We start from the raw sequence: 14,241 nt of genomic DNA, 5'->3' as shown, positions 1-14,241 counted from the left end.
GAGATAAGTGCAAGGGTCTTTTACCAATTTTAGGGGTTTTTCGCCATTTTTACTTAACTTTTTGCTGCGCCCAAAATCCTTGTAACCTTTATTTGCTCAAGGTTGTCAAGTTATTCAGCAAACCCTACTTAAAATCAATTGAGTGTTTATTGACTTTATCTCAATTTGATTTCGTTTGTACTTCAAGTCTAATTATCCTGAGTATTTATACTACCCACAAAATCCGTTAGAACCAGCTTTGAACTGCTAGAAAACCCTAAAGATTGATTAGTGGGATAGGTTCATAGGATGGTTTTTATTCCAATTCAGAATCGGAACCAAGAAGAAGTGCTAGCTGTTCGATAGTGGGGCTTTGGAAAAGAGTGATTAAAGGTAAATTTTTCTGGAATTGTTGTTGAATTCGAAACATGAGATGGACAGCTAGAAGTGAATAACCCCCCAGTTCAAAGAAGTTATCTTTTACTCCTATAGAGGTGATATTCAAAACTTCTGACCAGATTTGAGTTAGCTGAAGTTCTAAAGTTGTGCGTGGTGCTACATATTTATCCTCTCGGATGAAATCTCCATCATGTGCTGGTAGTGCAAAGCGATCTAATTTGCCGTTGAATGTTAAGGGTAAGATGCCTAAGGTAACAAAGACAGAAGGCACCATGTATTCTGGTAGGTTCTGTTTGAGGAATTCACTTAGTTGATGGTTACTGAGTGATTTATCTCTCGTAACTAAATAGGCAACAAGATATTTGTTATCAGTAATATCTTCAGTGGCAATAACTACAGCTTTTTGGATTTGGGGGTGACTGGACAGGACTGCTTCGATTTCTCCGAATTTAATGCAGAAGCTACGAATTATTACCTGACTGTCAATTCTACCAAGGAATTCAATATTACCTATACAATCATAACGGGCAAGGTCACCTGTTTTGTACAGCCTTTGGGATTCGGAATCTGGGAAGGGATTTTGGATGAATTTTTCCTGTGTTAGTTCTGGGTGATTGAGGTACCCAGAAGCTAAACCATCACCTCTAATATAGAGTTCTCCTGGCACACCAATAGGTACGAATTGCAAATTTGAATCGAGAATGTAAGCTTTCTGATAAGCTAACGGGCGACCAATGGGTACCTCACCTTTAATATCAAAGATATTTTCTGGAATCCGATATAAAGTAGCTCGAACTGTAGTTTCCGTTGAACCATAAGTGTTAATTAATTTTAAACGATCGCTATTTCCTGATTTGGCAATATATTTCTGCCAGTTTCTGACTGCTTGTGGTTGTACTTTTTCACCACCAATAATTAATAATCGTAAAGATTCTGGTACAGCTATATCTGCGTTTATCGAATTATTCATTAATTGATGCCAATAAGCAGTGGGTAAATCTAAAACTGTTAACTGCAAATTTTGACAAGCTAGGAAAAATTTTCCCGAGTCAACGGTCATTTCATTGGGGAGCAATACCAAAGTAGCCCCTGTAGATAAACAGGGGTAAATTTCTTCTACTGCAACATCAGAGTTGATTGGAGCAAATTGAAGCACGCGATCGCTTTGTGTGATTTCATATTCACAAATTGCTGCATGTATGAAGTAACTTAAAGACTGATGGGCGATCATCACCCCCTTTGGTTTCTCAATAGAATCAGAAGTATAGATAACACAAGCAAAATTATTAGGGACTACTTCAATATCAAGATTTTGCTGGCTTTGTTGCTCAATTACCCCCCAATCTGTATCCAAACAAACCACCTGTGCTTGATGTTCTGACAAAGATTCAGCTAATTCCTGAGTCGTCAACAGCACACCGACACCAGAATCTTTTAACATATAACTCAGACTTTCTTGGGGATAATTGGGGTCAAGGGGTACATAAGCACCACCAGCTTTCAATATCCCTAACAGTCCCACCAGCATTTCCAAAGAACGTTCCACACAAATACCCACCAAAGTTTCTGGTTTAACTCCAAGGGTTTGCAGATAATATGCTAGTTGGTTGGCTCGTTGATTTAATTGCTGATAAGTTAATTGCTCTGTATCAAACACCACTGCGATCGCATCTGATGTTTTCTTTACCTGTTCCTCAAACAATTGATGAATACATTTAGCCCTAGAATATAAATTATTCGTATCATTCCATTCCACCGATAACTGATATTGTTCTGCTTCACTCAATAAGGGTAATTCACTTACCTTCATAGAATAATTTTCCACAATTGCTGACAACAAATTTTGATAATGAGTTGCCATCCGTTCAATTGTTGAGCCATCAAATAAATCGGTATTGTATTCCCACTTACACTCTAATTTCTGCTCTATTTCGGTAATAAATAATGTCAAATCCAAAACGGCAATCTTGTGTTCACCGTATAAGGGACTCAAAGTTGTACTAGGCAATTCCAGTTTATCCATTGGCATATTTTCCAGAATTAACATCACCTGCAACAGAGGAGGGTAACTCAAAGAGCGTTGTGGTTGTAATGCTTTTACTACTTGCTCAAAAGGTACATCTTGATTTTCGTAGGCTTTAAGAGTGGTTTCTTTTACTTGCATGAGTAAGTTTTCAAAGGTGGGATTATCTTCAAAAAGAGTTCTCAATATCAAAATATTCTGAAAAAAGCCAATTAATTCCTCAATTTTACCGTGGTTACGATTAGCTATGAGAGTGCTAATTAAAATATCTGATTGACCACTGTAACGATATAGTAGAGTTGCCAATGCCGCGTACAGAATCATAAATAAGGTAGTACCTGTCTTTCTAGCCAGAGTTTTCAACTTTTGGGTTAGATCGGTATTTAAACTAAAATCTTGAATTGCACCCCTGTAAGTTTGTACGGCTGGACGAGAGCGGTCAATTGGTAATTGTAATAAATCCGGTGCAGCATCTAATTGTTGTTTCCAGTAATTGAGTTGATTTTCCAACACCGAAGTATTCAAGAATTGTTTTTGCCACAGTGTAAAATCTGCATACTGAATAGGTAATTCTCTTAACGGAGATGGTTCTCCTTGAGCAAAAGCTTGATATAAACTTAATAGCTCTTGGTTAAATATGTTGTCTGACCAACCATCATAGACAATATGGTGAATTGCTATTAATAGTGCATGTTCCTTGGCATCTAACTTTAATAAACTACACCTAATTAACGGTGCTTTTTCTAAGTTAAATGGTGTAGTGTATTCTTGTTGAATATGTTGATATAATACTATTTCACGTTCTCTTGCTTCTAGTTGCTGTAAATCAACCAAATTCATGTTTATGGTAGCTTCTGGATTAATTATTTGTATTGGTCTACCATCTTCTGATTTAAAGCTTGTGCGTAGCACTTTGTGGCGGCGTACTATTTCTGATAATGAATGATGTAAAGCATTAATATCTAAGTCCCCACAAATGCGCATGCATTTAGGCATGACGTAGCGATCACTTTGTCCTTCAAGTTGCTCTAGAAACCATAGTCGTTCTTGTGCGTAAGACAAGGGTATTTGGGAGGTTTGGTTTCTTGGTTGAATAGGGGGAAGGTTTAAGAGGCGATCACTAGCATACTTTTGTTGAGTTAATACTTGCTCTAACCCCGCCACGGTAGGATATTCAAATAACTCCCGTAAGGTAATTTCTACAGAAAAGCTTTGTCTAAGTCGAGAAATGACTTGGGTTGCCAGCAGGGAATGTCCTCCCAATTCAAAAAAGTTGTCGTGGATTCCTGTATTTTTTACTCCGAGAACATCAGCGAAAATATTAGCTATTATTTCTTCACTTTGGGTACGTGGTGCTACATATTTCTGTTCTCGTGGAATTTCTCTATCAGGTATGGGAAGGGCTTTGCGGTCTATTTTGCCGTTGGGTGTTAATGGTAAAGTATCTAAAATCACACATTCAGAAGGTACCATGTATTCTGGTAGTTTATGTTTTAAATACTTGTGCATCTCAGCGGAAATCGATTTATAACTCCCTTCAGGTTGAGATGACGATACATATTTTGTTTGAGCTGGAGAGATTTTTCCTCCCACAAAGCTATAAAGTAGAATCTGATTTGACTCAAGCTCAAATTTTGATTCTATGGAACTAAATTCCAAACTACCAATTGGACAAAGCCCAATTTCTTTTTTTGGTGCACTTTGCATCAATAGTTGACCAATGTGGCCTGCTTCCAATAGACAGAAATCTTTTGCTTTTTCTCCATACATCGGAGCAATTGAACTTATTTTACCAATTAAAAATATACTAAAAGCCGATTCTTCAACAACTGGCTGATTGTTACCATAAATATCCCCCTCAATTTCCCCAGTTGTATTTACTAAGATTAAACGGTGTTCGCCAGGATGATAATAATAAATACCTGGATCCAAACCTTGAACTCCATTGGTTTGGATCCACAAGTAAGCCTGCACGGGATAAAGATTTCCTGCAGAAGGATAACGATATTTGGGTAAAGGAAAATCATCCATTTTTATCTGCAATAAGCAGCTTAAAAACTCGCTAAAATCTTCCAAAGGAACGGGTTCAGGCAGAAATTGGCGATAACTTTGGCGTTCTAAATAAGCTTGCCTTTTAACTTCATCAATCTCAGATAATGGTAAATCAACGGTTGCTTTTTGTGAAGAAAACTTTCGTAATCCCAGTTGCTTGAGTTTGAACTCCATACGTTCTATGGGATTGAGTATCACTCCTGACAACTGCTCGGGTTGAGAAGCTTCTAATGAGTTGCTTAAATTATTCCCAGTTAAACTTTGCTCGGGAACAACGTAAGCCACAAGTTTATTATTATGTGAATTTACCACTGCTTCTTTAACAGCAGGATTTTGTTTTAATGCCCCTTCAATTTCTTCCAACTCAATGCGGTAGCCATTGATTTTTACCTGAAAATCTTCCCTTCCCAAAAACTCAATATCACCTGATGGCAAATACCTTCCTAAATCGCCAGTTTTATACAATCTTTCTTGAGTAACTGGATGAGTAATAAAACTGTTTTTGGTTTTCTCGGAATCCTGCCAGTACCCTAAAGCTAATCCAATACCACCAATATAAAGTCCTCCTGCTACCCAAGTTGGAGTTGGTTGCATCAAGTGGTTTAAAACATAAAAGCGTTGATTATCTAAAGGCTTCCCATAGGGAATACTCTTCCAATCTGATTCGACTTTGTCAATAGGATAGAAAATAGACCAAATAGATGCTTCGGTAGCTCCTCCTAAACTGATAACTTCGATATTTGGATATAATGATTTAGCTATCTTTGGTAGATTAACTGGTAACCAATCACCACTGAGCAAAGCTAATCGCAAATCCCCCACTTGTTTATCTATTCTGACTGACAAGTGCTCAACTAGCATTTGCATTAAAGCAGGAACTGTATTCCAAATGGTTATTTGATGAGCATTAATTAATCCTAACCAATGGGCGGGGTCTTTTCTTTTACATTCCTGTGGTTCGGGCATGACAATGGCTCCACCAGCAGCCAAAATCCCAAAGATATCGTAAACAGATAAGTCAAATTCTAGTGCTGAGAGTGCCAAAACCCGGTCATCAACTCCCACCCCAAAGCGTTGGTTAATATCCAAAATAGTATTGACCACTCCTTTGTGGTCAATCATCACACCTTTAGGCTTACCAGTAGAGCCAGAAGTATAAATTACGTAGGCTAAGTCATCGGCAGTTTGTAAGATGTTGAGTGGATTTGAAGGTGTTGCTGTTAACTCTTCTTCCATAACAGATAAACACTCAATACCCGATGGGAAACATAAGTGTTGTGCCAGTTGTGGTTGGGTGATAACTAACTGCACTTTTCCTTGTTCAAGCAAGTACTGTTGCCTTTCTGCGGGAAATTCTGGTGAAATGGGAATATAGGCTGCTCCTGACATTAAAATTCCCAATACGGCAACTATTTGCTCCCAACCTTTCTCCATCATTACAGCCACTAAAGTGTTAGGAGTTGCTCCTCTCTGACGCAACTGGTGTCCTAAATTATTAGCAAGTTGGTCTAATTGCTCATAGGTCAGAGTTTTGTCCGCAGTAATTACTGCAGGGGATTGGGAACACAACCTCAATTGCTGGCGGAACAAACTGTGTAAAGTCTCATGGACAATAGGAATATCAGTATCGTTAACTGCAGCAATGGAAGCAAGTTGCGAAGAGGGTAGTAGTTGAGGATGAGTGTCTTTCCAGGCTGAATCTGTTTTGCCTAGTTGTTGTAACCAATTGCAGTAGCTGGCAAACATGTCTCCAATTAGACCAGCTGGGAATAGTTCTTCGATCACATCCCAATTAAATACTAATGCTCCATCCTCTTCAAATATTTGATGGTCTAACCAGACTTGTGGAGTTTGGCTGATGGAGTAAACTACCTCTCCCCATTTATCTAATGACAATGAACTATCTTCACTCAAGGAATTGAGTCCTAGGGTGCTAGTAAAAACTACACCCATTGGTTGAGTATTACCATTCTGACGCCTTAATTCCCGTTGTACTTCTACTCCGCTGACATAGTTATGGTCTAAATCTTGCCACAATTGCTGTTGTAGTTTTTGAGCGCGAACGGTAAATGAGGAGGCAACGCTGTTATCAACTTCTAGCAATGTTAGTGAGGTGAAGTCTCCCACCAATTGATTAACTTGAGGATGTAGGGGGAAACGATTGAATAAGGTAAGATTGATGGTAAAGTTGGAACTTTTACTCCAGTAGTTTAAGATATCTGCAAAAGCTGTCAACAACGCTGCTGAAGGAGTAAGATTTGCTTTTGTAGCTCGTTGTTTTAATTGCTGCCATTGCTCGGGTTTGAGTCGAGCATTATGACGCTTAAATTTAGGTTTTGCGATCAAAGATGGGTGTTTTGCGAAAGGCAGTTCTGGTGCTGGTGGTAGACTGCGGTTGAACCAATATTTCTGTGAAAGTTGATATTGTGGTGTATCTTTGAGTAATAATTCTGCGATCACATAATCTCGGAAAGAGATTTCTAATGGCGGCAGCAAAATATCTGGATTTTCATATAGTTGTTGGAACTGTTGTCCCAGCAAGCTTAAGCTCCAAGCATCAGCAATTAAAGCATCAACGCTGAAGTGGAGACGGGTTTGTTCTTCATTCAATATGGTGGCGCGAATTCTGAATAGAGGCCATTGGTCTGTTGGTAATACTTCGTGTGACATTTGATGCCGAATTGCCCCTAGTTGCTCCGCTATTATTGACGGTGATTGAGAGCGTAGGTCCAAAACTTCTATTTCGTAAGCAGGTACTTTCTCCAGAATTTGTTGTTCTCCTGAAGCTAAAACCACTGATCTGAGCATGTCATGATATTCAATTAATTTTTGACATGCTTGCTTTAACTGCGGCAGATTTAAGTGGGAGCAATCTAGTTCCATATAAATGTGGGTGGCAATGTTACCGAGGTCAAAGTTTTGATTGCGACCTAGCCAGTAAGCTTGTTGGATATCTGTGAGGGGGAAGGGTTGATATTTTTTTTCTGGAGCGGGTACTATCGTAGGCAGATTTATGGCTGATGCTTGCTGACAATTGCTAGTTCGCAATTGAGCTATAGTTTGTTCTAAAGCAGCTACGCTAGGATATTCAAATAACTCCCGTAAAGGAATTTCTACTTCAAAGGCAACTCTGAGTCTAGAAATTAATTGGGTTGCCAGCAGAGAATGTCCCCCCAATTCAAAGAAGTTATCGTGAATGCCAACATTTTTAACTCCCAGAATATCAGTGAAGATGTTAGCAATAATTTCTTCCGAAGGAGTGCGCGGTGCTACATATTTCTGTTCTCTTGAAATTTCTCCATCAGGTACTGGTAATGCTTTGCGGTCTATTTTGCCATTGGGTGTTAACGGTAGTATGTCTAAGGTGACAAAGACATTGGGCAACATGTATTCTGGTAGTTTTGACTTGAGGTATTCTCGTAGGTAACTTGTTGCCAATGATGAATTGGTGACTATGTAAGCCACCAAGCGTTTGTTAGAAGAAGTATCCTCATCTACAATGACTACAGCTTGTTGGATTTGGGAATGACCCGACAACACGGCTTCAATTTCCCCCAGTTCGATGCGGAAACCTCGAATCTTCACCTGATTATCGATGCGACCAAGATACTCAATGTTACCATCGGGCAAATATCGAGCTAAATCCCCTGTTTTGTATAGCTTTCTTTCTTTAGTGAAGGAATTTTGAATAAATTTTTCCGATGTTAGCGAAGGGCGATTGAGATATCCTCTGGCTAGTCCATCACCTCCGATGTATAATTCTCCGAGTACCCCTATAGGTAATGGTTGGAGGTGTTTATCTAGGATGTAGATTTGGGTGTTGGCTATAGGGCGACCGATGGCAGAAAATGCATCTTTAGTTCTTGTTACTGTTTTATTTGCTCCCACTTGGCAAATTGTAGACCAGATAGTTGCTTCTGTCGGACCATACAGATTCCACAATTGGCTACCAGTTTCTAGGATTTGGTCGGCTAGGCGAGTAGATAACGCTTCACCACCACACAATACTTTCAGAGGATAATTAGAAGACCAACCACCATTAAGGAGCATTTGCCAGGTTGCTGGTGTAGCTTGCATAATTGTTATTTTCCTGGAGTCTAACTCAGACAGGAGCTTCTCCGATGAGTGAGCCATTTCACGGGAGGCGACAATAACCTTTGCTCCAACTGTTAATGGTAGATAAAGTTCAAGGGCTGCAATGTCGAAGGCGATAGTGGTCACTGCTAAGAAAATATCTTCCTGAGAACATCCTGGAGAATCGCTCATGGAACTCAAGAAGTTGACCACACTTTGATGAGAGATCATTACACCTTTAGGTGTACCAGTAGAACCTGAGGTGTAGATGACATAAGCTAGATGAACCGAACTTACCTCTGTATTGAGATTAGCATCGGGGTGCTTCTCGATGTTTTGCCAATCAGTATCCAAACAAACCTTCTGCCCTGCGCGTTCGGGCAAAGACTCCAGCAGCGAGTGTTGAGTCAACAGCAATTCGACATCAGAATCAGCCAGCATATAGCTCAGACGTTCAGCAGGATAATTTGAGTCTAAAGGAACATAAGCACCACCAGCTTTGAGGATGCCCAACAATCCCACCACCATTTCAATGGAACGCTCCACGCAAATTCCTACTAACACATCTGGTTCCACTCCCAAGCTTTGTAGGTGATGTGCTAGCTGATTGGCTCTCTGATTCAATTGCTGATAAGTTAACTGCTCTTCTTCAAACACCACTGCTACAGCATCGGGTGTTTTCTCTACCTGCTCCTCAAACAATTGATGGATACATTTATCTTGGGGATAGTCACTCTCTGTATCATTCCATTCCACCAATAACTTATGGCGTTCTGCTTTACCAAGTAAAGATAATTGAGCTATAGGTTGTTCGGGATTTTCTATAACGGAAGATAGTAAGTTCTGGAAATGACCTAGCCAACGCTTTATAGTAGTATCATCGAATAAATCAAGATTATAATCTAATTTTAAAAATAAATTATCTTCCTCCTCAGCAATATACAGTTCGAGATCGTAGGGAACATAATTTTTAGGAATAGATAAAGAGGCCGTTTCTAAACCTGACATATTTATCGTCTTGCGTAAGACTATATTAAATAATGTTGATACCAAAACAGGTCTACTTGAATCTCTTTTAAGATTTAGTTTCTTAAGCAATTGGGAAAATGGATATTCCTGATGTTCATAATCTTCTAATAATCTCTTCCTCATTTGGCTCAAAAATTTTGAGAAGGTGAGAGATTCGTAGCTACTAATAGAAAATAAACTCGTCCTGATCGGTAACAAGTGAGTACAATACCCAACTAAATTTCGACTTTCCTGAAAATCACGCCCAGCAGTTGCAATACCTACTACAATGTCCTCATCGCCTGTCAGCTTGTGAAGTAAAATTTTATAGGCAGCCAAAAAAGTCATAAACGTAGTACAACCTTTTTGTCTACCAAGTCTTATTATCCTATCGCCAAGCTTGGTATCTAACTTAAGAGATTGTGTGCCACCTCTATAGCTCATTACGGATGAACGAGGTCGATCGGTGGGTAAATTAAGAATAGGAATAGAACTAGAAAATTTCTCTAACCAGTAGGATTCGTGAGCTTTCATTTCCTCTGTCTGGCTTCTTTTATTTTGCAACTCTATATATTCTCTGAATTGCATTGGTGGCTCTAGTTGACAAATATTTCCTTGGCACTGAGCGGAATACAAAGCAGCCATCTCTTGCATAATTACTTCGAATGAAATGCCATCAGAAATAATATGATGCATTTTTAAAATTAGGTGATGGAGTTTTTCTTCTAGCTTAAGAATATGAACTTCCATCAGAGGGGCTTGATTAAGATTTAAAGATTCTATAAGTTCTTGCTCCAGCCATTCTGCTACTTGAAACTCGCGTTCGCTAGCTGATAAATTTGAGAAATCAACCAAGGGTAACTGAACTTTTACCTCAGGCAAAATTTCCTGAAAATCTCCGGCGGAGCATATTCTTGTTCGTAGAGCTTCATGACGTCTCACAATCTTTTGAATTGTTTGCTCCATGACATCAATATGTAATTCTCCCTCTAATTTAAAGCCCTCAGACATGCAATAAGCCTGTTTGCTATTTCCTTCTAGTTTGTCTAACAACCAAAGTTGTTTTTGAGCTTCAGTTAAGGGAACGAGTACTGGCTGTCGTCCGTCAATGTCCTGAACCTGGTAGACAGGAAGCAACTGTAAAATTTCTGTTTTGTGCTGCTTTAGTGTTGCTAATATTGAGTCTGTTGAATTGTCTGCGGGCGCATCATAGCATAATTGTCCATTTTCACTCCAAATTTGCCAACCTTGATTATAAATGTCTTGCAAAAACTCTGGTAAATGATTCATAGTGCACCTCTTCTCCGCTCAGTTTTTTCAACATCAGTTTGATAATTTTGCCGATCCTTTACAATTTCTCTTTTATCAAATTTAGGCAAGTTGCTGTCATTGTTTTCTATTGACTCCCTTCTCATTACCTCCTGATAAAGGTACTCAGACAGCTTCCTAATAGTTGGATACTCAAATGCCAATGTTATAGGAAAGGAAATTCCCAGGTGAGTTTGTAATCGGTTCTTGAGTTCAATTGCCATAAGAGAATCCATACCCATCTCCACTAAACTTAAGTCAACTTCTAGCAATTGGGATGAATTTAGTCCTAGTAACTTAGACATTTCTAATTGAACGTATGCGAGCAAAATGTCCTGGAGCTCGTTTTCTGACGCTGCTTCTATTTCTTCTAGATCGGCGAACGGCTCTGGCAGTTCGCGCAATGCATCACGCGCCATGGCGGCAAAGTCATCCAGCGTTGGCGCCATCGCATCGGCCCACCGATTGGCTGGAAAGTCGGGAAGTTTTTGGCCCATGGCAGTGTCAGTCTGACCTTTCTTGCCGAACGTAATGCGCAACGCTAGCACGCGGACGTGCCGTTTTCGCCTCGCGCGCGTAAATAATTGCGTGATCGGCTTGCTTCAAGGTTGGTGTCTTCGCCCTCTTGGCTCGACAGCGTTCCTTGCTTCGTCAATAGTCTCGCCCAAGGCGTCGCAGCAGAGAATCAACGCGATGCCACAACAAAGATATGCGGCGTTCCCTTTGCCCGCGGCGGGCAGACACGCAACGCGCGGCACAATGAGGGGAAGCTGCTATGGGCCAGTCAGCGCAGGTGCAAAAACGCAAGCTGATCGAAGGGGCCGTGAAGGTTCTCAGTGAGGAGGCCGATGACGCAGAGGCGCTATCGAAGTTCGCTGCCGCACTGTTCCGCGAAGGCGCGGCTGAAGACCTTGTCACCTACTCGGCCGCTGAGCTGGCAACGATAGCGCGTGACACGTTTGAACGGATGGCCGACAGGCGTTCTGGCCAGGCGTTCGTGCGCGTTTTCAACCCCAAGCCGGTGTCTGGCGATGGGGTGCTGAGCGATGTTTCCGCCGTTGAAATCGTCAACGATAACATGCCGTTCTTGGTCGACTCGGTGATGAGCGAACTTCAGGGCGCCAGCGTTGACTTGCGGTTGGTGCTTCACCCGGTTTTGTGGGTTAATCGCGACGCCAACGGTCACCTCACGCATGTGCATGGCCATGAGCGCCCGATGGGCGATGAAACCGCGCTGCGTGAAAGCGTGATCCTGTTTCATGTCGAGCAGATGGACAGCGTCTCAGACCGTGATGCGCTGGAAACCGGCATTCATGCGGTGCTGGCTGATGTGCGTTTGGCCGTACGCGATTGGAAGGCCATGCGGCACCGCGTGAACCAGGTGGTGATGGGTTACAAGTCCGATCCTCCCTCTCTGCCAGTGGATGAGCTGGCCGAGGGCATCCAATTTATCGATTGGGTGCTGGACGACAATTTCACGTTCTTGGGCATGCGCGACTACAAATTTGTCGACGATGGCGAAGGTGGTTCGCTTGATCGGGTGGATGTGCCAGGTCTTGGCCTGCTGTCCGACCCAGATCTGATGGTGCTGCGCAAGGGCGCGACCTTCGTCACCCACACACCGGAGCTTTTGGATTTCATGCGGCGACCCGAGCCGCTTTTGGTCACTAAGGCCAACATTCGCAGCCGTGTCCATCGGCGCACCTACATGGATTATATCGGCCTTAAAACCTACGCCGACGATGGCACGCTGTTTGGCGAGTTGCGTATTGTTGGGCTTTTCTCCGCCACCGCTTACACCCGCTCCACGCGCAACATTCCTTATCTGCGCCGCAAGACCGACCAGGTGATGGAGCGCTCCGGCTACGATCCTGATAGCCATTCGGGCCGTGCGCTGGCAAACGTTCTGGAAAGCTATCCGCGCGATGAGCTGTTTCAGCTCGATCTGGAAACGCTGCACCGGTTCTCAACGGCAATCCTACAGCTGGGCGAGCGTCCACGTGTGCGGGTGCTGTCGCGCATCGATAAGTTCGACCGCTTCGTTTCTTCGCTCGTTTTCGTGCCACGTGAGCGCTACTCGACCGACACGCGTATGAAAATCGGTGATTGGCTTGCCGAGCAATATCAGGGGCGCGTGTCAGCTTGGTATGTGGCTTATCCCGAAGGGCCGTTGGCACGGGTGCATTTCATCATCGGGCGTTCCGAGGGCGATACGCCGGATATTGCGCAGGAGTTTCTTGAAGAGGGCGTTTCGGAGATCGTGCGCACTTGGACGGATGCCTTCCGTTCAGCGGTGCGCGCCAGCCAAGACAGCGTTCGCGGCGGATTGCTGCTAAGCCGTTACGGCGATGCTTTCACGGGCGCGTATCGCGAAGCGTTTTCCGGCGAAGCCGCGCTGGATGATGCGGTGATGATGGAGAGCTTGGGCGAGAGCCGAAGCCTGCAACTGGCCTTCCGTGGCCGCGATGAGACCGACGGCAAGCGCATCGACCTTAAGCTCTATCATGTTGGCCAACCCATCGCGCTGTCTGATCGTATGCCGATCATCGAGGCGATGGGTTTTCGGGCGATCAATGAGCGCACGTATCGCGTGGAGCGCCGCGATGCGCAGGCGGTGTGGATACACGATATTCTGCTTGAACGTGCCAATGGCGAGTCCATCGATCTGGAAACGCTGGCTGAACCGCTGAAAGCCGGTTTCCTGGCGGTTTGGTATGGCCAGGCGGAGAATGACGGCTTCAACACGCTGATTGCCAGTGCCGATTTGGCGTGGCGCGACGTGGCGATGCTGCGTGCGCTGGCGCGCTATCTGCGCCAGGCACTGCTCGCCTTCAGCCCAGACTATGTTTGGGAGACGCTGATCAAGCATGAGCCGATCACGACATCGCTTGTGGACCTTTTTCACGCCCGCCTCGACCCACGCAAAACCGAAGCTGAGCGCGATCAGCAATCAGAAAAGATTGCAGCAGCCATCAGCATGGCGCTGGAGGATGTGTCGAGCTTGGATGAGGATACGATCCTGCGTCGGTTCCTCAACCTCATTCAGTCGATCTTGCGGACCAATTTCTTCCAGCCCGGCTCGGACGGCAAACCTAAGCCGACTTTTGCGTTCAAGATCGACTCCAAGAACGTCGATGGCCTGCCAGAACCGCGTCCGTTGCGTGAGATTTCGGTCTACTCACCGCGTGTGGAAGGGGTTCATCTTCGCGGCGGCATGATCGCTCGCGGTGGCTTGCGCTGGTCGGATCGACCGCAAGATTTCCGCACCGAAGTGTTGGGCCTTGCCAAAGCACAGCAGGTGAAAAACGCTGTTATCGTGCCGTTCGGCGCCAAGGGTGGGTTTGTGCCCAAACAGCTTCCTTCCCGCGATGATCGTGAGGCATGGTTCCAAGAGGGCA

The 14,241-nt window shown here is 43.4% G+C and carries 3 protein-coding genes; 1 reads left to right on the top strand and 2 read right to left on the bottom strand.

The window, feature by feature from the left end:
- Window positions 1-295: 295 nt before the first annotated feature.
- The gene (locus H1P_RS22710; RefSeq protein WP_144871633.1) at window positions 296-10,825 is read right to left on the bottom strand and encodes a non-ribosomal peptide synthetase; all 10,530 of its coding nucleotides are present in this window, start codon (window positions 10,823-10,825) and stop codon (window positions 296-298) included.
- Entirely contained in the window at window positions 10,822-11,340 is a 519-nt protein-coding gene (locus tag H1P_RS22705) for an acyl carrier protein (RefSeq protein ID WP_144871631.1), read from the bottom strand. The genes H1P_RS22710 and H1P_RS22705 overlap by 4 nt, the downstream gene beginning before the upstream one ends.
- 278 nt (window positions 11,341-11,618) lie before the next feature.
- Between H1P_RS22705 and H1P_RS22700 the strand changes: the two genes are divergently transcribed.
- The coding region (locus tag H1P_RS22700; RefSeq protein WP_144871629.1) for an NAD-glutamate dehydrogenase domain-containing protein at window positions 11,619-14,241 on the top strand (2,623 nt) is incomplete at its 3' end.

The organism is Hyella patelloides LEGE 07179 (assembly GCF_900659865.1).
GTDB lineage: Bacteria > Cyanobacteriota > Cyanobacteriia > Cyanobacteriales > Xenococcaceae > Hyella > Hyella patelloides.
Note: the sequence above shows the minus strand (reverse complement) of the source record. Positions and strands in the feature narration are given on the sequence as shown.